The following is a 21,170-nucleotide window of genomic DNA, read 5'->3' as shown; positions in this document are numbered from 1 at the left end:
CATCACTTCAAGTCGGGCGCAGGACTACCCGCCGAACCGAGGGAGCAGCACACGTGTCCATCGCGTCGCACGAAGATGCCGCACGCAGCGCTCATGCGGCCTGGCAGAAGGCAGTGGCCGGTGTCCTGGCCAAATCTCGTCGGGTCGAGGTGGCCGATCTGCCCGCCGACGCCGAACATCTACTCGATTCGACGACGTACGACGGGGTCACCGTGTCCCCGCTGTACACCGCGTTCGACGAGCACCCGGAAGGTCCACTGCCGGGGCAATTTCCCTACTTGCGGGGCCGCGACCCCCACCGCGACGTCAACGCCGGCTGGAAGGTGTGCACCCGCCACGGCTCGGTCCGCGGCGACGGTGCCGACGACGCGTCGACCCTCAACACGCAGATACTCGATTCCCTCTCCAACGGCACCAGCGCTCTGTGGTTGACGGTCGGCACCGGTGGTGTGGATCCGACTGCGCTCCCGGAGGTTCTCGGTGGAGTGTTTCTCGAGCTCGCACCGCTGACGCTCGATGCGCGCGGGGATGTTCGGGCAGCAGCTGCAGCAGTGTTCGGGGTGCTCGACTCGGCCGATATCGACGATCGCGCCGCAGTCGACATCCGACTCGGCGCGGCCACTCTCACAGCGCCGTTGGGTGGAACCGAGTCGATCGAGATGGACGAGGCACTCGAACTGGTTCGTGAATCGATCGGTCGCACCGAGACAGTTCGTGCGATCACCGTCGACGGCACCGTGTTCCACAATCTCGGAGGCGGCGACGCGCAGGAGCTCGGTGCTGCGATTGCCGCAGGCCTCGAGTACCTCCGGTCCATGACCGATGCCGGTATCGGCATCTCGGATGCCCTGAGACAGATCGAGTTCCGATTCTCCGCCACCGACGACCAGTTCCAGACCATCGCCAAGTTCCGGGCCGCTCGCACGTTGTGGGCGCGCATCGCGCAGGTCTGCGGAGCCCCCGACGCCGGTGACGCTCCTCAGCACGCGGTGACCTCGGAGGCGATGATGTCGCAGCGGGATCCGTGGGTGAACATGCTGCGGACCACGCTGGCGTCGTTCGGCGCGGGAGTCGGCGGTGCCGATGCGGTGACCGTGCTCCCGTTCGATGCGGCACTCGACGGCGGCGCAGCCGGGGTGTCGAAGACGTTCGCGGCACGCATCGCCCGGAACACCCAGCTGCTGCTGCTCGAAGAGGCGCATCTCGGACGGGTCCTGGATCCGGGTGCCGGGTCCTGGTACATCGAAGAACTGACCGCTGCTGTCGCCGCGAAGGCCTGGGAGTTCTTCCAGACCATCGAAGCGTCGGGCGGATTCCGTGCCGCTGTCGCCGACGGTTCGCTCGTGGCCGCGATCGAGAAGACCCGCGCCGAACGCGATTCCGACATCGCTCACCGAGTGACCCCGCTGACCGGCGTCAACGAATTTCCCAACCTGGCCGAGGCACCACTGACCCCGGAGCAGACCGAGCCGCAGGATTCGGCAACCGTGTACAGGTACGCCAGGGCTTTCGAAGCTTTGCGGGATCGCTCGGATGCTCATTTGGCTCAGCATGATTCGCGGCCGACCGTGCTTCTGGTACCGCTGGGCAGCGTTGCCGAACACAACGTCCGGACGACATTCGCGTCGAATCTGTTGGCGTCGGGCGGGATCGAGGCCGTCAACCCGGGTCCGCTGACCGTCGAGGCTGTTGCCGGAGCAGTGGAGGCGTCCGGAACTCACATAGCGGTGGTGTGTGGAACCGACAAGAGGTACGCCGACGAGGCCGCCACTGCCGTGGAGGCACTGCGGGCAGCAGGCGTCACGCAGGTGCTGCTCGCCGGCCCCGAGAAGATCTTCACCGGCGTCGAGGGTGACTCGCGTCCCGATGGATTCCTGACCGCGAAGGTCGACGCCGTCGCCGTGCTGACCGAACTTCTCGACACCCTGGGAGCCTGAGATGAGCGAGCCTGAAGTGAATACCGACGAGCGCAGAATCTCGCACACCATCGGCAGTTTCGCCGAGGTGCCATTGGTCGATCCCGACGAGCCGACTCCGCCGCCGCCGTCGGCCGAGGACGTCGCCGCTCACGTGGAGAAGGGTGCGAAGGCCAACTTCTACACACCCGAGCAGGTGGTGTGGTCCACCCCCGAGGGCATCGACGTCAAGCCCGTGTTCACCGAGGCCGATCGAGCCGCCGCCGAGGCCGAGGGCTACCCGCTGCACAGTTACCCGGGTGCCCCGCCGTTCCTTCGCGGGCCGTATCCCACGATGTACGTCAACCAGCCGTGGACGATTCGTCAGTACGCGGGCTTCTCCACCGCCGCCGAGTCCAACGCGTTCTACCGTCGGAACCTCGCGGCCGGCCAGAAGGGTCTGTCGGTTGCGTTCGACCTGGCCACCCACCGCGGCTACGACTCCGATCACCCGCGAGTGCAGGGTGACGTCGGAATGGCCGGTGTCGCCATCGATTCCATCTACGACATGCGTCAGCTGTTCGACGGCATCGACCTGGGCAGCGTCTCGGTCTCGATGACCATGAACGGTGCGGTGCTGCCGATCCTGGCGCTGTACGTCGCGGCCGCCGAGGAGCAGGGCGTCGGGCCGGAGAAGCTCGCCGGCACCATCCAGAACGACATTCTCAAAGAGTTCATGGTGCGCAACACCTACATCTATCCGCCCAAGCCGTCGATGCGCATCATCTCGGACATCTTCGCGTACACCAGCGAGAAGATGCCCAAGTACAACTCGATCTCCATCTCGGGCTACCACATCCAAGAAGCAGGTGCCACAGCCGATCTCGAACTCGCGTACACCCTTGCGGACGGTGTCGAGTACATCCGGGCCGGTCTGGATGCGGGCATGGACATCGATACGTTCGCGCCGCGACTGTCGTTCTTCTGGGCCATCGGAATGAACTTCTTCATGGAGGTCGCCAAGCTGCGGGCCGGGCGTCTGCTGTGGGCCGAGCTCGTCCAACAGTTCGAGCCCAAGAGCGCCAAATCCCGTTCGCTGCGCACTCATTCGCAGACGTCGGGTTGGTCGTTGACGGCACAGGACGTGTTCAACAACGTCGCCCGCACCTGTGTGGAGGCGATGGCCGCAACCCAGGGCCACACTCAGTCGCTGCACACCAACGCCCTCGACGAGGCACTCGCCCTGCCGACGGACTTCTCGGCGCGGATCGCCCGCAACACCCAGCTGCTCATCGCTCAGGAGTCCAACACCGTTCGCCCGATCGATCCGTGGGGCGGCTCGCACTACGTCGAATGGCTCACCCACCAGCTCGCGAATCGGGCCCGGGCACACATCGCCGAGGTCGAGGAAGCAGGCGGCATGGCTCAGGCCATCGGCGAGGGCATCCCCAAGCTGCGCATCGAGGAGGCCGCGGCCCGCACGCAGGCGCGCATCGACTCCGGTCGTCAGCCCCTGGTGGGCGTCAACAAGTACGTGCCCGACGAGCCCGACACCATCGAGGTGCTCAAGGTCGAGAACTCCAAGGTTCGACGTGAGCAGATCGAGAAGCTCGAGCGGCTGCGGGCCGAGCGGGACACCGCCGAGGTCGAAGCCGCTCTGGCGAACCTGACCAGAGCTGCGGCGTCGGATCAGCCGGGTATGGAGAACAATCTGCTGGCCCTCGCCATCGACGCGGCACGCAAGATGGCCACCGTCGGCGAGATCTCCGACGCGCTCGAGAAGGTCTACGGGCGCCATCAGGCCGAAATCCGGACAATCAGTGGTGTGTACCGCGACGAGGCAGGCAAATCCGAGAACATCACCCGCGCCACCGCGCTGGTCGAGCAGTTCGCCGAGGACGAGGGCCGTCGGCCTCGCGTCCTGGTGTGCAAGATGGGTCAGGACGGACACGACCGCGGTCAGAAGGTGATCGCCACGGCGTTCGCGGACATCGGCTTCGACGTGGACGTCGGCCCTCTGTTCCAGACCCCCGAGGAGGTGGCCCGCCAGGCCGCCGACAACGACGTTCACGTCGTCGGAGTGTCGTCACTGGCGGCAGGCCACCTGACGCTGGTGCCCGCCCTGCGGCAGGCCTTGGCCGACGTCGGGCGCGAGGACATCATGATCGTCGTCGGTGGCGTCATCCCGCCCGGCGATTTCGACGAGCTGTACGCCGCGGGCGCCGCGGCGATCTTCCCTCCGGGCACCGTCATCGCCGACGCAGCGATCGGCCTGGTGGAGAAGCTGTCCGTTGCGCTCGGGCACGCACCACGCGAGGCCAACGCCTGAGCATGGGTTCTCCGAACGACAACACGAGTTCCTCGACCGGTGCAGCGTCGCCGAGAGGCCGAATCATCGACATCGATGCGGTGGCCGACGCTGTCCGAGCGAACGAGCGATCCGGTTTGGCGCGTGCCATCACGCTGGTCGAGTCGACCCGATCGGATCATCGAGACTTGGCTCAGCAGTTGCTGCTTCGGGTTCTGCCCGATGCCGGTGGCTCCCATCGAGTCGGCATCACCGGCGTGCCGGGGGTCGGCAAATCGACCTTCATCGACGCGCTCGGAATGCGGTTGATCGAGAAGGGGCACCGAGTCGCGGTGCTGGCCGTCGACCCGTCGTCGACGCGGACCGGTGGCTCCATCCTGGGTGACAAGACCCGGATGTCGCGTCTCGCGGTGCAGGAGAACGCGTACATTCGGCCGTCTCCGACGTCGGGAACCCTGGGCGGGGTCGCACGTGCGACGCGGGAGACGATCGTGCTCCTCGAAGCAGCAGGCTTCGACGTCATTCTGGTCGAGACGGTGGGCGTCGGGCAGTCCGAGGTGACGGTCGCGAACATGGTCGACTGCTTCACGTTCCTGACGCTCGCGCGCACCGGAGATCAGTTGCAGGGCATCAAGAAGGGCGTTCTCGAACTCGCCGATCTGGTGGCCGTCAACAAGGCCGACGGCAAGCACGCGACCGACGCGAAGAACGCGGCGAGGGAGTTGGCGGGCGCCCTGCGGCTGATCTATCCGCACGACGCGATCTGGAAGCCCCCGGTGTTGACGATGAGCGCCATCGAGGGCACCGGTCTCGACGAGTACTGGGACACAGTGCTACGCCATCAGCAAGTGCTCAGCGACGCAGGCGAATTCGCCGAGAAGCGTCGCAAGCAGCAGGTCGATTGGACGTGGACGATGGTCAACGATCAACTGCTGCGAAGGCTGGCGCAGAATCCCTCCGTCAAGGCGATTCGCGGCGACGTCGAGGCCCGGGTGCGCGACGGTTCGCTGACCGCCGCGTTGGCCGCGCAGGAACTACTCGACGCGTTCGATTCCTGAAGCTCCGTCTTCTGGCCCTGGGGCCGGGTAGAGTCGGGCGGCGAGATCCCCGACACGCTCGATCAAGCGGTCGAAGAATGCCTCCGGGTCCGTACGAGTCGCGATCGCGGCATTCGGTTCTCGACCCCACATCCCGCGCCAGTCGGCCACTGTCGTTCCCCGTGTGAGGGTTCCGACGAGTTCGACGTCCACGGTCGCGTGCCGGTAGGTGGCGATGTCCGCGTCCAGCGCGACAGCGGCCGCAAACGGATCGTGCATGTGTGCCAAGAATCCCTGGTCGTGATCGCGATGGAATTCCAGGTAGAACCGCACCGCGTCGGAGAAGTGCCGCACGATCGGGTTCGACGCGGCCGAGCGAACACCCGGAGCATCGCTCGACGAGATCGATTCGGCCGGAATGCTTCCGGCGCGTTCGGCAAGACGCCGGATGTGTTCGGGGGTCATCTCGATGGTCTCGGTGATGTCGAGCGCGCAGACGATGGGATGGCGTTCCGGCGGTAGTCCGGAGAAGGCCGCGAACACCTCCGAGGCGGCCTCGGGGTCGACGGCGATGTTCCACTCGCTGGTCGGCGTCGTGTTGCCCTGGTGCTGAAATGCGCCGCCCATCAACACCAGGCGCTTCAGCAGTCGAGGTAGCTCGGGATCCCGACGGATCGCCAGCGCGAGATTGGTCAGCGGACCGGTGACCAATCCGGTGATCTCGCCCGGCCGCGAACGAACCAGCTCGATCCACATCGTGGTGGCGTCCCGGTCGGACAGCGGCCGCGTGGACACCGGAAGCTCCGCGTACCCGATGCCCTGCGGGCCGTGGGTGTCCTCGGTGGTCATCAGCGGTGCCACGAGGGGTACCTGTGCGCCGAGCGAGACCTCGACATCGCCGGCGCGGCACAGGTCGAGCCAGGCGAGATTGTTCGCGGCAACCTGGTTCACCGGCACATTGCCCGCGGTGGATGCGATGCCGAGGACCTCGGCATCCTCACTGGCGAGCAAGTACAGCAACGCGAGAGAATCGTCGATTCCGGTGTCCACGTCGACGATCAAGGGGACGGTCACGACGCCACCTCCGTCGTCGGGGTGTGCCGCACCGGGAAGTTGACCGATCGCGCGATGAAGCACTTCGAAGACGCCGATGCGTGCAGTTTCTCGGCGCGCGGCACCATCGACGGGTCCACGACGGTCACGACCGGAACGAGGGTGACCTCGACGAACTGACCCGAACCGTCGGATAGCTCGGTCATCACTCCGGTGGGGGAGTCGGTGTAGTCGGTGACGACCACTCCCGAGGCGGCGGCGAGCCCGAGGTACCACAGCATATGGCAACTGGACAGCGAGGCGACGAGCATCTCCTCGGGATTCCAGCGTTCGGGGTTGCCGCGAAAGCTCGGATCGGAGCTCGCGTGGAGGTCGGGCTTGCCGGGTGCCGAGACGATGTGATCGCGGTCGTAGGCGGCGGCACCGGTGGTACCGACGCCGCGGTTGCCCGTCCAGCTCACGGTGAGTCCGTAGTTGTGGTTCGGCACGGGTCCATCCTGCCAGCTGTGCGTCGATCGGTGTCGTTGCCCCGCGACGGTCTCTGTCCGGATTGGCCGAATTGCTCCAATTGTCAACGTGGTGTGGCACATTCGACGTCCTGCCGTTCACCTGGAGGAACATCGGTAGACCGAGTTCGGTCGTTTGAAATCACATCGTTTGTCTGGCTAACGTTGCTGGAATGACCGTAGCCCGAGAGCCTGAGACAACCCCGCAGCACACGCGGTGGGGACATCGACACGTCCAGCTTCTTCGACGCGACGCGTTCACGAACCGAATGCGGAGGAAGCCGGCGCTCTCGCAGAAGAGCATCACCGTCGTGGATCAGCCGATGCTCAAGCGCGCGGTGTCGGCCGCTGCTCTCGGCAACACGATGGAGTGGTTCGACTTCGGTGTGTACGGCTACCTGGCCGCGACGTTGGGCAAGGTGTTCTACCCCGACGCCACGCCCGCAGTGCAGCTCATCTCGACGTTCGCCACGTTCGCGGCAGCGTTCGTCGTCCGTCCACTCGGAGGCTTGTTCTTCGGACCACTGGGGGACCGAATCGGGCGGCAGAAGGTACTCGCCGCGACGATGATCATGATGGCGATCGGCACGCTGGCCGTCGGACTCATCCCCAGTTACGCGACCATCGGGATCTGGGCACCGATTCTCCTACTCGTCGCGCGGCTGGTCCAAGGGTTCTCCACCGGCGGCGAGTACGGCGGTGCCACGACGTTCATCGCCGAGTACTCCCCGGACAAGCGTCGTGGTTTTCTCGGTAGTTGGCTCGACTTCGGCACTTTCGTCGGTTATGCCATGGGCTCCGGCCTGGTGACGATCCTCAACGCGGTGTTGGGCGACGCCACGATGGTCGAATGGGGCTGGCGCATACCGTTCTTCGTCGCAGGACCGATGGGTCTGATCGGGCTGTACCTGCGGCTGAAGCTGGAAGACACCCCTGCGTTCCGCAAACAACTCGACGAACACGACAGCAAGGTCAAGGCGCAGGAGAGCGGTCGGAGATCGATCGGGAAGATCTTCACCGACCATTGGCGGGCTCTGTTGATCTGCATGGGAATCGTGTTGCTGTACAACGTGACCAACTACATGGTCACGTCGTATCTACCCACGTACTTCACCGAGATCGTCGGCCGCAGTCAGCTCAGCGCCGATTTGCTCGTCCTGTCGGCGATGGTCGTCGTGGTGAGCGTCATCGTGGGTGTCGGCAGGCTGACCGATCGAATCGGCCGCAAACCGGTGTTCGTGTTCGGTGCTGTCGGGCAGATCGTTCTCGCCGTGCCCTGCTTCCTGCTGCTCCGCGAGAGCGGGTGGATCGGCCCGCTGATCGCGTGCCTGTTGCTCGGTCTCGTGCTGGCGTGTTTCGCGGCGCCGAGCGCGTCGACGCTACCGGCCCTGTTTCCCACCCGAATTCGCTACGGCGCGCTGTCGATCGGGTTCAATCTGTCGGTGTCGATCTTCGGTGGTACGACGCCACTGGTCACCTCTGCGTTGGTCAGCGCAACGGGTAGCCCGATGATCCCTGCGTACTACCTCGTCGTGAGCGGTGTTATCGGCCTCGTCGCGGTCGGGTTTCTGCGCGAGTCCGCCACCCAACCGTTGGAAGGCTCACCGCCACAGGTCGACTCGACCGCGGAGGCCGAGGAGCTCTACTCCGAGCTGTCCTCGGCCTCCCCGCGGTCGTAGTTCGCGGTCGATCAGTTCCGCTTGGCCCAGATCTCCATTCCGGCAGCATTGAGACGATCGACGAGGACGTCACCGATCGCGGTGGCGGGAGTGAGAACTCCTGAGGCCTTCGGTAAGGCGTCGCCGCCGTACACGAGTGCGAGTGCCGACTCCGCCAGCATGACCGCGGTGGCCTTGTAGCCGGGGTCTCCCGACGCTTTGACGCGAGCCCGGTAGCGAGCCCCCGACGTGGTGAGGGTGTACAGGTCGACCGTGAAATGTCCCTTCTCACGGGCTTTTTCACTGGGGCCGGTGCCCGGCTTGGGCAGAATGCGGTCGAGCACCTTGGCCGGAAGCACAGTCATCGCGGACACGCCGACGAACAGCCCGGCAGACAGAGCACCGGCGAGGACGGGGCTGGCGAACGACGAGCCAACGCTCATCACCTCGCTGTAGCGGAACTGCTTTCCGTAGGCCCAGTCGCGAAGTGCATTGGTGCGCCGGACGACTCGCGTGTTGTACGAGGCCATCACGAACGGGGCTTTCCAACCACGCAGGCTCGGGTCGATCTTCTTGCCGTCGATCAGCACGGTGTCGAGCTGACGGCCGAGTTGCGGCTCGAGGCCCCGGTCGGGACTGAGGGAGTACGGCCGCGCGGCGATGCGTCGGGCTCGCTTGTCCTTCTTCATCGCCTCGATCTGCCCGCGCAGCGAGTCGATGGTGCCGCCGCTGACCCCGCCGGACATCGACGTGACCACCAGGGTCGTGTCGGTCAGCTCACCGGCGTTGTCCGCGGTAACGGCCTCGTACAGCGCGTGTACGCCGATGTCGGACGGGATGGAATCGAAGCCGCACGAGTGAACGATGCGGGCCCCGGTGCGCTGAGCGATTTCGTGGTTGGTATCGATGCTCTCGCGAGCGAACAGGACCTCGCCGGTGAGGTCGACGTAATCCGTCCCGGCCTCGGCGCACGCCGTTGCCAATTCCAAGCCGTACTTGGCGTAGGGACCGACCGTGGTGATGACGACTCGGGTCGATCGGGCCATGGCCTCGAGCGATGCGAGGTCGGTTGCGTCGGCCTCGAGAACGGACCACTGCTGAGCCCTGGAGCCCAGTTCTTTCCTGGCGGCCTCCACCCTCGCCGTAGAGCGCCCGGCGAGGGCGATGCGGGTGTCTGCCGGTGCATGCTCGGCGAGGTACTTCGCCGTCAATTTCCCGACGAAGCCGGTGACGCCGTAGACGACGATGTCGTGAGTGCGATCGGGGGAGTCGGATGCAGGCGAATTCATACCAGCGACACTAACGCGGGTCACCCCGGCGAGTCGACGCGCCGTCAGTTCGTCCAGGTGTGCACGGGTTCTCCGGCATTCATGAGGGTGACGTAATCACCGAGCATTCCCGCAAGCGCTCTATCGCGCTTCTCACCGGCGCTTTCGCGGGCGACGACGGCGTTGCGCTGCCACACCGAGCCGGACTGCTTGGCCAGGCACCGCGCCTCGATCACCCCCAGATAGCGGTCGCGGACCGCCGCGTCCACGCCGTAGGCGGCCAATCCGGCGTCGGCCAGGGGCAGCAGCCGACGCAACACCAGTTCCTGCGGACTCACCCAGCCCACCTCGGGCCAGTAGAGCATCGAATCGAACCCGCCGCGGGCCGCGGAGTGCACGTTCTCCTCGGCGGCGTCGAACGACATCTGCGACCACAGCGGGCGGTCGGCATCGGCCAGCGCGCGGACGGTTCCGTAGTAGAACGCCGCGTCGGCGAGAGTGTCGACCACCGACGGTCCGGCCGGCAGAACGCGATTCTCCAGCCTGATGTGATGGCCGTCGCCGGACCGGTCGTAGATCGGCCGGTTCCACCGGTAGACGGTTCCGTTGTGCATGCGCAGTTCGGACAGCGACGGTGTCTTGCCCTCGGCCAGCGCAGCCTTGGGATCCTCCTCGCTGCAGACCGGCAGCAACGCAGGGAAGTAGCGTGAATTCTCCTCGAACAGATCGAAGATCGAGGTGATCCATCGTTCGCCGAACCACACCCGCGGTCGGACACCCTGATTCTTGAGCTCCTGCGGCCTGGTGTCGGTGGCCTGCTCGAACAGCGGAATGCGAGTCTCGTGCCACAGCGCGCGTCCGGCGAAGAACGGCGAGTTGGCGGCGAGCGCCACCTGTACACCCGAAAGGGCTTGCGCTGCATTCCAATACGACGCGAACTCGTCCGGAGCCACCTGCAGGTGCAGCTGAACCGACGTGCAGGCCGCCTCGGGCAGGATCGTGTCGGTCACGATGTCGAGATCCTCGGCGGCAGCGGCACCGGGCAGTCGAACTCCGCCGATCTTCAGTTCGATGTCCTCGCCCCGAGCGGCGAAGATCTGCTGATTGAGCAGGTCGTAGCGCGGATTCGCCGAGAGCCACCGGTGCTCGAAGTGCTCCTCGTCCAGAGTCGGGAGCATGCCGATCATGGCGAGCCGACTACCCGAGGTGCGGGCGCGTTCGTCCGCTGCATTCAGCGATCTGCGCAGGTCGGTCTCCAACTCGGCGATCGAGGCACCGCGCAGTGGCCGAGGGTCGACGTTGATCTCGATGTTGAACTGGCCGAGCTCGGTTTGATAGTCGGGATCGGCGATGGCGTCGAGCACCGCCGCGTTGGCCATCGACGGTTCCATGTCGTCGTCGACGAGATTGAGCTCGATCTCCATGCCGATCTGCGGTTCACCGACGTGGAAGGTCTCATCGGCCAACATGATCGCCAGGGCATCGAGACAGTCCTGCACCTTCTGGCGAAACTCGTGCCTGTCCTGCCTGGTGAACTTACGGCGCTCGACGTCCTCGCCCATGGTGCCCGCCTATCGGTGCGTGAAGAAGGGCCGTTCGCTCGCGCGCAACGACTTCGGCTTACGAGTATCGCAGCCCACGTTCACCGAGGGGCACGCACGCGAAAATCACCAGGGTGACGGCTGGTAGTCCTTGAGGAACGAGCCGTACAGATCGACTCCGAGTTCGCCCTGCACGATCGGGTCGTACACCCGGGCGGCACCGTCGACCAGGTCGAGTGGAGCGTGGAAACCTTCGTCGGCGAGCCGCATCTTGGTGGGGTGTGGCCGTTCGTCGGTGATCCAGCCGGTGTCGACGGCCGTCATCAGGATTCCGCTCTCGAGCATCTCCTTCGCGCTGGTGCGCGTCAGCATGTTCAGCGCGGCCTTGGCCATGTTGGTGTGGGGATGGCCCGGCCCCTTGTACGCGCGGCCGAACTGGCCTTCCATGGCCGAGACGTTCACCACGTACTTGCGCCGCGCGTCCGAGGCCTCCATCGCGGTGCGTAGCCGCGAGACCAGGATGAAGGGTGCGACGGAATTGCAGAGCTGCACCTCGAGCAGTTCCACCGGGTCGACCTGCTCGACGGTGTGGATCCAGCTGTTGGTCTCGGCGAGATCGGGTACCAGGCCGCCGGCATCGATGGCGAGTCCGCTCTCGATCCTCTCGGCCGTGACCGAGCCGGCGACCATGGCGAGCGAGGCCACGTCGTCCGCGCTCAGGGCAGCAGTCGATCGGCCGCCGATCGCGGTGGCGGGCAACGAGCTCGCCAGTGACGCGGGGTGCGCATCACTGGTCTTGCCGAACGTGATCCGCTCCGGTCCTGCGCCCTCGGTCAGGGCTGCGGGCAATGGTTCGGCCTCCGCATCGGCCAGTGCGCTGTAGGAGCCGGGGGAGCGTTTGACGGTCTGTGCGGCGTTGTTGATCAGAATGTCCAGAGGTCCCTCGGCCGCGACCGAATCGGCAAGCGCCACAACCTGAGCCGGATCGCGAAGATCGATGCCGACGACGCGCAGACGGTGCAGCCACTGGTCACTGTCGTCCATCGCGGCGAAGCGACGCACGGCGTCGTTGGGAAAGCGAGTGGTGATCGTGGTGTGTGCACCGTCGCGCAGCAGTCGAAGTGCGATGTACATCCCGATCTTCGCCCGACCACCGGTCAGCAACGCCCGCCGGCCGGACAGATCGGTTCGAGCGTTGCGCTTGCCTCGATTGAGCGTCGCGCACTCCGGGCACAGCTGGTGATAGAACGAGTCGACGTGGGTGTAGCGCTGCTTGCAGATGTAGCAGGGACGAGCCTTGATCAACGTGCCTGCGATGTCTCCCTCGGCGCGGGAGGTCAGGGACAGTCCTGCGGTCTCGTCGTCGATTCGGTCCGGGGATCCGGTTGCGGTTGCAGCGACGACGGCACGGTCGGCGGCATTGACGGCATTGCGCGCCGCGACGCGTCGAGCGCGCTTGAGATCTTTGAACATGGCACCGGACGCGCGCTGCACAGCGATCGAATCCGGATGGTTCTTGTCCAGCTCTGCGGCCTGCTTCAGCACGCGCAGGCACGTCTCGAGATCGGTCGGGTCGATCGCGTCCATCGTCGGTCTCCTAGCATCGGCCCCTTCGAGCCGAACGAAAGCGAGTGCAGAACGAAAAAGACCCCGATTCCGAAGAATCAGGGTCAGTTTCGTCTGTCTCAACTCAGATCTGTGAAAATCTTTGTCTGACTACATCTTTCAGACGGTGTCCGAGGGGGGACTTGAACCCCCACGTCCGTTAATAGGACACTAGCACCTCAAGCTAGCGCGTCTGCCATTCCGCCACTCGGACAAGTGCGACCTCTGCCGCATATTCTTTTGTTGCTTTCACAGCCGGCCGCTGTGTGCTGCGTAAGATTATCCGACGGGTTCCCGATAACCCAAATCCCCACGTCAGTTCATGCTCGAGGCCGTTTCTCATGGTGCCCGGAGCGGATTCTGGTGGTAGGAACGACGTGTGCCCAACGATGTGAGCAATCCCGGAAAAACACCCGATATCGACGCCACCGTTGCCCTCGACGAAGTCGTGGATCTCGTCAGTTCCCTCATCCGGTTCGATACCTCGAACACGGGGGAGCTCGACACGACCGTCGGCGAGAAGGAATGCGCCGAGTGGGTGGCGAGCAAGCTCGAGGAGGTGGGCTACGAGACGGAGTACGTCGAGTCCGGTGCCCCGGGTCGAGGCAACGTGTTCGCGTGGCTGCGCGGAGCGGACTCCTCTCGCGGCGCGCTGCTGGTCCACGGACACCTGGATGTCGTACCGGCCGAACCCGCCGACTGGAGCGTGCATCCGTTCTCCGGGGCCGTCGAGGACGGTTACGTGTGGGGCCGAGGCGCGGTGGACATGAAGGACATGGTCGGCATGGCTCTCGCGCTGGCCCGCCAGTTCAAGTCCAACGGGACCGTCCCACCCCGCGACATCCTGTTCGCGTTCCTGGCGGACGAGGAGGCGGGCGGCAAGTACGGATCGCACTGGTTGGTCGACAACCGACCCGATCTGTTCGAGGGCGTCACCGAGGCGGTCGGTGAGGTCGGCGGGTTCTCGCTCACCGTCGCCCGTCCGGACGGCACCGAGAAGCGGCTCTACATGGTCGAGACGGCGGAGAAGAGCCTGGCCTGGATGCGGCTGACGGCCAAGGCCCGCGCCGGACACGGATCCTTCCTGCACGACGACAACGCCGTGACGTACCTCGCCGAGGCAGTGGCCAAACTGGGCAATCACACGTTTCCGCTGGTGCTCACCGAATCGGTCTCGCAGTTTCTGCAGGCGGTCTCGGAGGAATCGGGTCTCGATTTCGACCCGACGTCACCGGACATCGACGGCACCCTGCTCAAACTCGGCAGCATCGCCCGCATCGTCGGAGCGACCCTTCGCGACACCGCGAACCCGACGATGCTCTCGGCCGGCTACAAGGCGAACGTGATTCCGCAGACGGCTACGGCAGTGGTGGACTGCCGAGTGCTGCCGGGGCGGCAGGCGGCCTTCGAGAAGGAGGTCGACGAGTTGATCGGCCCGAACGTCGAACGCGAATGGATCACGAAACTCGAACCGTACGAGACCACGTTCGACGGCGATCTCGTCGACGCGATGAACGACGCAGTCATGGCACACGACCCGAACGGTCGAACAGTTCCCTACATGCTGTCCGGCGGAACCGACGCAAAAGCGTTCGCGCGCATCGGTATTCGCTGCTTCGGCTTCGCTCCGCTGAAGTTGCCACCGGAACTGGATTTCGCGGCGTTGTTTCACGGCATCGACGAACGAGTACCCGTGGAATCGTTGGAGTTCGGTACACAGGTACTCGAACACTTCTTGCTGCACAGCTGATACGAAAGGAACCATCGTGGCGTACAACCCATACGACTCGCTTCCGGACCTACCATCCTTCGAGTTGACGTCCGAGGACGTCGAGGACGGCCAGACATTGGCCGCTCAGCAGGTCAGTGGAATCATGGGAGCCGGTGGGCACGACAACTCTCCGCAGCTGTCCTGGTCCGGATTCCCCGAGGGCACCAAGAGCTTCGCCGTCACCGTCTACGACCCCGACGCGCCGACGGCATCCGGCTTCTGGCACTGGGCAGTGGCGAACATCCCCGTCGAGACGACATCGCTGGTGTCGGGCGCGGGCGACGACGGCGGGACCGGGGTGCCCAGCACCGCGGTGACGCTCAAGAACGACGCCGGTCTGTTCCGCTACATCGGTGCTGCTCCGCCCGCAGGCCACGGCCCGCACCGGTACTTCATCGTGGTTCACGCGGTGGACGTCGAACGGCTCGAAGTGGACGAGACGGCCACCCCGGCCTACCTCGGCTTCAATCTGTTCTCGCACGCCATCGGTCGTGCGGTCCTCACCGGCATCTACGAGGCCTGAGCTCGATCGTCGGGTGTCGAAACACCGGTTCCGACACCCGACGGTTCAGGGCTTGTTCGCCGAGCCCACCGCATCGGTGATCGTGGCGAAGCCATGTTCCTCGAGCCGAGTAGCCAGTCCCCGGTGAATGTTCTTGATCCACAGCGGGCCGCCGTAGATGAACCCGGTGTAACCCTGGACCAGTGACGCGCCCGCGGTGATGCGTTCCCACGCCTGTGCCTCGGTCTCGATTCCGCCGACGGAAATGAGCGTCAGCCGGGTGCCCACTCTGCGGTACAGACGTCGCAGCACCTCGAGCGAGCGGTCTGCCAGCGGAGCACCGGACAGGCCACCTGCTCCTGCTGCGGCGACCACGTCGGCGTCGGTGCGCAGCCCGGTGCGGGAGATCGTCGTGTTGGTGGCCACGATCCCGTCGAGACCGAGCTCGACGGCCAGATCGGCCACGGCGTCGATGTCCTCGTCGGACAGGTCCGGGGCGATCTTGACCAATACCGGCACCGTCACCACGGACTGAACCGCCTCGAGGATCGGCCGCAGCGATTCGACGGCCTGAAGGTCACGTAACCCAGGGGTGTTGGGGGAGCTGACGTTGACGACCACGAAGTCCGCCAACGGGCCCAGAAGCCGGGCGCTGGCCGTGTAGTCCGCGGCGGCATCCACCGGCTCCACGATCTTGGTCTTGCCGATGTTGGCACCGATCGGGATACCCGTGCGCCTGGCGCGGACACGCTGGGCGGCGTGCTCGGCACCGTGGTTGTTGAAGCCCATGCGGTTGACGATGGCGCGGTCCTGAGGCAATCGGAACAGCCGCGGCGTCGGATTGCCCGGCTGGCTCTGCGCTGTCACGGTGCCGATCTCGGCGAAACCGAATCCGATCGGCCCCCACGCGTCGATTCCGTCGGCATTCTTGTCGAAGCCGGCCGCGAGGCCGAGCGGAGCCGGGAAGTCGACGCCGAACACCGTCGAGCGCAGTCGTGGATCGTCGACCACGAACGCCTTCTCGGCCAGGTAGCGGAGCGGCGGCACGACGGCGACGACGCGGAGCACCCGAAACGCCAGGTGATGGATCCTCTCCGGTGGCACGAGGAACATCAGGCGCAACAGAACTCGGTACAGGCGGTCTCCCACGGTCTTCTCTCCGGTCGATCTGGCTCGGTCGAACTCATGCGGTGGTGTCAACGATCGTGCGGTCGAACAGTACTGCGACGGGCTCAGATTCCGGGCTCGGGGATGTGATGCGCGGTCTTCTTGCGTTTGAGCAACACACGCCTGCTGCCATCGGTGTACAGCCGAACCCGCGACAGTTCCCAGCCGCCGAACTCCGCCTGAATCGCCAGCCGCATCGAGGCCGTCACCCGGGTCACATCCGGCGGCAGCCGCAACGGCACGTACTCCCAATCGTCGGACGCAGACACTTCCCATCCGACGGGCATCTTCGCGCGCCCCGGTGCCGAATTGTCATGCGCGTTCATATGCCTCCTCCGTACGTACGGTTCGTTCCTGCAGGCTCCACTCCCGCGTCCACGCGGGTCAACGACCGGCAGCAGGGATGCGCTGCAGTCCGTCACCGGTAGCCGATCCCACGTACAGGTCGCCGGTGTCGGCGTCGACAGCAACCGAATTCGGCTGCCGCACAGTGGCCAACCGCCCGGCCTCGACCGGAATTCCGGTATCGAGTGTGTACCCGACCACCTCGTTGGACGCGGGAAGCGTCACCCACACGACACCGGACTGCTCATCGTAGGCGATCGCCCACGGCTGCGACCCGACCGGAAAGCGTTGCCGCATCAGCAGATCGTGCGAGGTGAAGACGAGCAACTCGGTCCCCGTCGAATCGGTGACCAGCAAGCGGCCGAACTCGTCGCTGGTCATCTCCGCGGCACCTTCGCCTGCGCGCAAGGCCACTCCGAGGGTGCCGTCGTCCAGATTCAGGTCGGTCACCGACGTCTGGCGACGGTCGAGAACCGAGACCCCGTTCGGTGTACTGGCCAGAGCATCGGCAGAGGTCACACTGCCGCCGGAGACCGTGGTGGTGACGTCACCGTTCGTGTCGAGTACACGGACCGCGCCGGTGTCGTCCCCGACAGCCGTCGTGCCGTCGGGTAGGTCTGCTGCGGACAGCGCGTCGCCGTCGACAGGCAGGGCAGTCCGCTGTCCGTCCACCACGGAGATCCTCGCGACGGAACCGTCCATGGGCACCAGCACTGTCGAGTCCCGTCCGGCGACGAGTGCTGCTCCCGTGGCGCCCAGATCGACCACCTGGGTCTGCGCTGCGGCTCCGTCGCGGGCCAGGGTCACGGTTGTCGATGCGTCGGTCAGCGCCACGAGGGTGCGGGTGACGGGGTCGAACGTGAGGGCGTCCACGGGCGCGAATGCGCTGACGGTTCCGGCGGGGGTGACAGTGGCTTCGGGGGACTCGGCCGGCGGTCGGGGGTCGACGGAGATGTCGTCGGCGTTCTCGTCGTCGCTGGAACACCCGCCGACCGACAGGACTGTGACGACGGCGAGCGCGGACGCGACTGCCGCTCGAACGGACCGAGCCGACGGTGTTCGCATGAGGCCGAACCTACTTCCTCGAGAAGACGCTGCCTGTGGAGGCGTTGCCACATCTGTACCAGCGTGCAGCGACCTCGGCGAAATCGACCGCGCCGGATCGGTTGTCGTTCGGTCTCGCCCGAACAGGCGGTAGCGTGATCGGGCGAGGTGAGTACACGACATGGGAGTGGACGTGGGAACCGAGGAAACACACTTCGTCGTCGAGGAAGTGAACGCGGGAACGCACCCGAACGGCTTCGGACGCACCGATGACGGTCGGGCGTTCGCGTTTCGTGTGCATCGAAGCACCCTGTACGTGGAGATATACCGCGCCGATGTGCAATCTCCGGTACCGGATCGGTCCGAGGTCGAGGCGGTTGCCGAGCATTCGGTCACCGAGGTCGATCTGACGGACGAGCGCAGCATCGTCGGTGTGGTGCGTGACGCGGTCGCCCATGCGCAGCAGCTGTCCGATGCGTCACAGCGAGACACCACCGCTGTTCGAGCCTTCTTCAACCGAGTCAATTCCGTGCTGGAGGGTTTCTGACACGGTGGGGAACCACCAGTTGTTCGCCCGTCACGGGATGGTCGAACACGTCGACGGGATGTCGGTAGACCCGGGCCAGTCGCTCGGCGGTGAGCACCTCCCGCGGCGGACCGGTTGCGACCAGTTCACCCGAGTCCAGGATCGCGACGCGGTCGGCGTATGCCGCCGCGAGGCCGAGATCGTGCAGCACGACAACGACGGCACGGCCGGCGGCAGCGAGCGAGCGCACCACGGCCATGACCGACTCCTGATGTCCCAGGTCGAGTGCGGCAGTGGGCTCGTCCAGCATGATCGTCGCGGTGTCCTGGGCTATGACGCGGGCCAGCGCAACTCTGGCCTGCTCGCCACCGGAGAGCGACGCGAACGGTCGATCAGAGAAGTCCGCTACGTCGCATGCGGACATGGCTGCGGCGACGCGGTCGTCGTCGTTGCGCGCAGCCGACGTACCGACCCAGGGGGCTCGACCCATTCGAACGATCTGTCCGGCCGTGAACGCGAACCCGACGCTGTGTTGCTGAGGCAGCACCGCACGACGCCTGGCCACGTCGACCGTGCGGAGGCGGTTCAGCGGTTTCTCGTCCAACAGAACCGACCCGGCGCTGGGCTCGGTGTCTCCCGCCATGACCGACAGCAGCGTCGATTTGCCCGCGCCGTTGGGGCCCACCAGCGCCAGTATCTCGCCGGCGACCACGTCGAGGTGGACGTCGGACAACACCGTCGCGTTCCCGCGCCGTGCGGAGACTCCGCGGGCGACGAGGGTCTTCGAACCCTGTTCGGGGATGACCGGGATGTCGTTGCGTGCCGTGCCGATTCGCTTCGTCACGCCCAGCCGCCCTGGCGAGCACGGGTACGGCGGAGCAGCCAGAAGAAGAACGGCGCACCCGCCAGTGACGTCACCATGCCGAGCGGCAGATCGACGTTCGCGACGAGGGTGCGGGTGACGAGATCGGCAGCGAGCAGCACGACGGAGCCGGCGAGGGCGCTGGCCGGGATCAGGAGTCGATGGGCGGGACCGAGCACCATCCGCATGGCGTGCGGAACCACCAGCCCCACGAACAGAATGATTCCGGTGAAGGCGACGCCGGACGCGACCAGCAGGGCGACGACGACGATGGCGAACTGTCTGAGGCGTTCGACGTTTACTCCCAGATGGCGTGCGACGTTCTCTCCGAGCGCAAGCAGGTCGAGTCGGCGCGCGATCGCCAGGGAAGCTCCGATTCCGAGCAGTGCGAGCGGGCCGACCACGGCCACCGACTGCCAGGTCGCGCCCGCGAGTGACCCCAGTTGCCAGAACACGATCTGATCGCGGGCTGCGGGACTGGCGACGAACGTGAAGAACGCGATGGCACCGCCGGCGAATGCATTGACTGCAACGCCGGTGAGGATGAGCGTCACCACCTCGGTGCGTCCTGCGTTGCGGGCCAGGAAATACACGGCGATCGTGGTGACGAGCCCGCCGACGAATGCTGCGAACGCCACACTCCAGACTCCGGCGAAGCTGCCGCCGAGCACGATGACCGAGCTGGCACCGACGGCAGCGCCCGAGGAGACCCCGACGACACCCGGCTCGGCCAACGGATTCGCGAACACCCCCTGCAGCAGCGCACCCGCGCACCCCAGACACGCGCCGACGACGATCGCCAGAGTCAGGCGCGGGAATCGAACCTGCCACAACGTCACCTCGCCGCTGGGGTGTGCGGGCATCGGGCCGATGTCGAGTCCCACCCGATGCGCGAGGCTGCCCAACACTTCCAGCGGTGTCGTCGGCACCTGCCCCACGACGGCCGAGATCAGGGCCAGACACACCAGTGCCGCGACCATGGCTCCGAATGTTGCAAGGACCCGCCCTCGGCCCGTGCGCGTTTCGGCGAGTGCGCGGTCGGTCATGACGCCGGGTCGTACACGGCCTTCGACAGTGCGCCCAACACCTTTCCCGTGTTCGGGCCGAAACTGAGGATGGTGCCGTCGTCCATGTCCACCACGCGGCGATCTCGGCCTGCCGGGGTCTGCGCGATTCCGGGGATCTGCTCGAGCCCCTCGATTCCGCCGATCGATTCCAGGCCCTTGGTCATCATCAGAATGACGTCGGGTGCCGCGGCGATCAACGCCTCGCTGGTGACCGGCACGAATTGTTCGGTCAGACCCGATTCGACACCGGCGTCCCTTGCACCGAGAGCCTCGATCAGTGCATCCGCTCCCGAGCCGGGTCCGGCGAGCATCTTGATCGCCGGGCCGCGCATGTACAGAAACGCGATCTTCGGCGGTTCCGAGGACTCGGGTGCGGCGTTCTCCGCTGCCGAGATCTCGGTGTGCGTTCGTTCGGCGAGTGCGGCACCGGCGTCGGGCACACCCAGGGCAGCTGCGACGGCCTCGATCTGAGGGGCGACGCCGGCCAGAGTGCGCGTGGGATCGAAGTACACGAGCGGAATGCCCGCGGCTCGGATCTGATCCTGCACGGCACGTGGACCGATGCTGGTATCGGTCAGTACGACGGTCGGCGACAGCGCCAGAATTCCCTCGGCGCTCAGCGAATGGCCGGTCGGGGTGACGTCGGGCACGTTCTCGGCCGCGGGGAATGCAGCCGAGGTGTCACGCCCGACGAGGTTGTCGCCGAGTCCGAGCGCGAAGACGGTCTCGGCCAGCGTGCCGTACTGGTCGGCGGCGACGATGCGGCTGTTGTCCGTCACCGTGACGGGGACGCCGTCGAATCCGGTCACGGTCACGGGAAGCACCTCCGCCGGATCGTCGACGACGGGTTCCGGATTGGGATCGTCGACGACGGCGGTGCGGGGGCCGACGGAGTCCGAGGATGCGGTGCCGGGGGTGTTCGCCGAGCAGGCGACCAGGACTCCGGCGACGAGGAGCACGGCGGCGAGACGGTTGACGGTCACCACGGAAGGTTAGCCTGTCCGATGTTTGTGCG

The 21,170-nt window shown here is 65.9% G+C and carries 18 protein-coding genes and 1 tRNA gene; 7 read left to right on the top strand and 12 right to left on the bottom strand.

What is annotated here, in order from left to right:
* Positions 1 to 53: 53 nt before the first annotated feature.
* From mutA to meaB, 3 genes are read left to right on the top strand one after another with little or no spacing between them, the layout of a single operon-like run.
* Complete coding sequence (gene mutA, locus QM590_RS05710) at positions 54 to 1,937, top strand: methylmalonyl-CoA mutase small subunit (protein WP_269594130.1); 1,884 nt, start codon at positions 54 to 56, stop codon at positions 1,935 to 1,937.
* 1 nt (position 1,938) lies between these two features.
* Positions 1,939 to 4,224, top strand: a complete 2,286-nt coding sequence (scpA, locus tag QM590_RS05705; protein WP_149405809.1) for a methylmalonyl-CoA mutase — start codon at positions 1,939 to 1,941, stop codon at positions 4,222 to 4,224.
* A 2-nt stretch (positions 4,225 to 4,226) separates the two neighbouring features.
* Positions 4,227 to 5,261 (top strand): methylmalonyl Co-A mutase-associated GTPase MeaB, encoded by a 1,035-nt coding sequence (gene meaB, locus QM590_RS05700; RefSeq protein WP_269594129.1) that lies wholly within the window; start codon positions 4,227 to 4,229, stop codon positions 5,259 to 5,261.
* Here the strand turns inward: meaB and QM590_RS05695 are convergent.
* Both QM590_RS05695 and QM590_RS05690 read right to left on the bottom strand, forming a co-directional pair.
* Positions 5,238 to 6,314 (bottom strand): nucleoside hydrolase, encoded by a 1,077-nt coding sequence (locus QM590_RS05695; RefSeq protein WP_269594128.1) that lies wholly within the window; start codon positions 6,312 to 6,314, stop codon positions 5,238 to 5,240. The genes meaB and QM590_RS05695 overlap by 24 nt on opposite strands.
* Positions 6,311 to 6,781: an OsmC family protein gene (locus QM590_RS05690; protein ID WP_094641844.1), complete on the bottom strand. Its 471-nt coding sequence runs from the start codon at positions 6,779 to 6,781 to the stop codon at positions 6,311 to 6,313. The genes QM590_RS05695 and QM590_RS05690 overlap by 4 nt, the downstream gene beginning before the upstream one ends.
* Before the next feature lie 191 nt (positions 6,782 to 6,972).
* Here QM590_RS05690 and proP point away from each other — a divergent pair, with 191 nt between their 5' ends.
* Positions 6,973 to 8,478 (top strand): glycine betaine/L-proline transporter ProP, encoded by a 1,506-nt coding sequence (gene proP, locus QM590_RS05685; protein WP_411741282.1) that lies wholly within the window; start codon positions 6,973 to 6,975, stop codon positions 8,476 to 8,478.
* A gap of 11 nt (positions 8,479 to 8,489) precedes the next feature.
* Here the strand turns inward: proP and QM590_RS05680 are convergent, their stop codons facing one another.
* From QM590_RS05680 to QM590_RS05665, 4 genes are all read right to left on the bottom strand, one after another.
* Positions 8,490 to 9,746 carry a saccharopine dehydrogenase family protein gene (locus tag QM590_RS05680; RefSeq protein WP_094641840.1) on the bottom strand — a complete coding sequence of 419 codons (1,257 nt, stop codon included), beginning with the start codon at positions 9,744 to 9,746 and terminating at the stop codon, positions 8,490 to 8,492.
* Between the two features lie 44 nt (positions 9,747 to 9,790).
* Positions 9,791 to 11,287 carry a glutamate-cysteine ligase family protein gene (locus tag QM590_RS05675; RefSeq protein ID WP_068050811.1) on the bottom strand — a complete coding sequence of 499 codons (1,497 nt, stop codon included), beginning with the start codon at positions 11,285 to 11,287 and terminating at the stop codon, positions 9,791 to 9,793.
* 105 nt (positions 11,288 to 11,392) lie between these two features.
* Positions 11,393 to 12,853, bottom strand: coding sequence for an SDR family NAD(P)-dependent oxidoreductase (locus QM590_RS05670; RefSeq protein WP_149405804.1), 1,461 nt, complete (start codon positions 12,851 to 12,853; stop codon positions 11,393 to 11,395).
* A gap of 146 nt (positions 12,854 to 12,999) precedes the next feature.
* Positions 13,000 to 13,085 (bottom strand) — tRNA-Leu (locus QM590_RS05665).
* A gap of 204 nt (positions 13,086 to 13,289) precedes the next feature.
* Here QM590_RS05665 and QM590_RS05660 point away from each other — a divergent pair.
* Both QM590_RS05660 and QM590_RS05655 read left to right on the top strand, forming a co-directional pair.
* A complete protein-coding gene (locus QM590_RS05660) occupies positions 13,290 to 14,621 on the top strand; it encodes a M20/M25/M40 family metallo-hydrolase (RefSeq protein ID WP_269594234.1) in 1,332 nt (443 codons plus the stop codon).
* A 16-nt stretch (positions 14,622 to 14,637) separates the two neighbouring features.
* Complete coding sequence (locus QM590_RS05655) at positions 14,638 to 15,165, top strand: YbhB/YbcL family Raf kinase inhibitor-like protein (protein WP_068050809.1); 528 nt, start codon at positions 14,638 to 14,640, stop codon at positions 15,163 to 15,165.
* Between the two features lie 45 nt (positions 15,166 to 15,210).
* Here QM590_RS05655 and QM590_RS05650 read toward each other — a convergent pair whose 3' ends face one another.
* From QM590_RS05650 to QM590_RS05640, 3 genes are all read right to left on the bottom strand, one after another.
* Positions 15,211 to 16,281: a quinone-dependent dihydroorotate dehydrogenase gene (locus QM590_RS05650; RefSeq protein ID WP_269594233.1), complete on the bottom strand. Its 1,071-nt coding sequence runs from the start codon at positions 16,279 to 16,281 to the stop codon at positions 15,211 to 15,213.
* A gap of 95 nt (positions 16,282 to 16,376) precedes the next feature.
* Complete coding sequence (locus tag QM590_RS05645; RefSeq protein WP_269594126.1) at positions 16,377 to 16,637, bottom strand: DUF5703 family protein; 261 nt, start codon at positions 16,635 to 16,637, stop codon at positions 16,377 to 16,379.
* A gap of 58 nt (positions 16,638 to 16,695) precedes the next feature.
* Positions 16,696 to 17,721, bottom strand: a complete 1,026-nt coding sequence (locus QM590_RS05640) for a YncE family protein (protein ID WP_269594125.1) — start codon at positions 17,719 to 17,721, stop codon at positions 16,696 to 16,698.
* A 160-nt stretch (positions 17,722 to 17,881) separates the two neighbouring features.
* Here QM590_RS05640 and QM590_RS05635 point away from each other — a divergent pair, with 160 nt between their 5' ends.
* The gene (locus tag QM590_RS05635) at positions 17,882 to 18,247 is read left to right on the top strand and encodes a hypothetical protein (protein WP_149405801.1); all 366 of its coding nucleotides are present in this window, start codon (positions 17,882 to 17,884) and stop codon (positions 18,245 to 18,247) included.
* Here QM590_RS05635 and QM590_RS05630 read toward each other — a convergent pair.
* From QM590_RS05630 to QM590_RS05620, 3 genes are read right to left on the bottom strand one after another with little or no spacing between them, the layout of a single operon-like run.
* On the bottom strand, positions 18,222 to 19,076 hold the full coding sequence (locus tag QM590_RS05630; RefSeq protein WP_411741294.1) for a heme ABC transporter ATP-binding protein: 855 nt from the start codon (positions 19,074 to 19,076) through the stop codon (positions 18,222 to 18,224). The genes QM590_RS05635 and QM590_RS05630 overlap by 26 nt on opposite strands.
* Positions 19,067 to 20,134 (bottom strand): FecCD family ABC transporter permease, encoded by a 1,068-nt coding sequence (locus tag QM590_RS05625; RefSeq protein ID WP_411741283.1) that lies wholly within the window; start codon positions 20,132 to 20,134, stop codon positions 19,067 to 19,069. Before QM590_RS05625 ends, QM590_RS05630 begins: the two co-directional genes overlap by 10 nt.
* The gene (locus tag QM590_RS05620) at positions 20,131 to 21,138 is read right to left on the bottom strand and encodes a heme/hemin ABC transporter substrate-binding protein (protein WP_269594123.1); all 1,008 of its coding nucleotides are present in this window, start codon (positions 21,136 to 21,138) and stop codon (positions 20,131 to 20,133) included. Before QM590_RS05620 ends, QM590_RS05625 begins: the two co-directional genes overlap by 4 nt.
* Between the last annotated feature and the right edge of the window lie 32 nt (positions 21,139 to 21,170).

The sequence above is a fragment of the Rhodococcus sp. IEGM 1372 genome (assembly GCF_030056835.1).
In the GTDB taxonomy this organism is placed as follows: domain Bacteria; phylum Actinomycetota; class Actinomycetes; order Mycobacteriales; family Mycobacteriaceae; genus Rhodococcoides.
This window is presented reverse-complemented; position numbering and strand designations above follow the sequence as displayed.

Coding starts and splice junctions, on each gene's coding strand:
- meaB (WP_269594129.1), top strand. CDS start 4,227: ATGGGTTCTCCGAACGACAACACGAGTTCCTCGACCGGTGCAGCGTCG.
- QM590_RS05635 (WP_149405801.1), top strand. CDS start 17,882: ATGGGAGTGGACGTGGGAACCGAGGAAACACACTTCGTCGTCGAGGAA.
- proP (WP_411741282.1), top strand. CDS start 6,973: ATGACCGTAGCCCGAGAGCCTGAGACAACCCCGCAGCACACGCGGTGG.
- QM590_RS05670 (WP_149405804.1), bottom strand. CDS start 12,853: ATGGACGCGATCGACCCGACCGATCTCGAGACGTGCCTGCGCGTGCTG.
- scpA (WP_149405809.1), top strand. CDS start 1,939: ATGAGCGAGCCTGAAGTGAATACCGACGAGCGCAGAATCTCGCACACC.
- QM590_RS05680 (WP_094641840.1), bottom strand. CDS start 9,746: ATGAATTCGCCTGCATCCGACTCCCCCGATCGCACTCACGACATCGTC.
- QM590_RS05640 (WP_269594125.1), bottom strand. CDS start 17,721: ATGCGAACACCGTCGGCTCGGTCCGTTCGAGCGGCAGTCGCGTCCGCG.
- QM590_RS05645 (WP_269594126.1), bottom strand. CDS start 16,637: ATGAACGCGCATGACAATTCGGCACCGGGGCGCGCGAAGATGCCCGTC.
- QM590_RS05625 (WP_411741283.1), bottom strand. CDS start 20,134: ATGACCGACCGCGCACTCGCCGAAACGCGCACGGGCCGAGGGCGGGTC.
- QM590_RS05675 (WP_068050811.1), bottom strand. CDS start 11,287: ATGGGCGAGGACGTCGAGCGCCGTAAGTTCACCAGGCAGGACAGGCAC.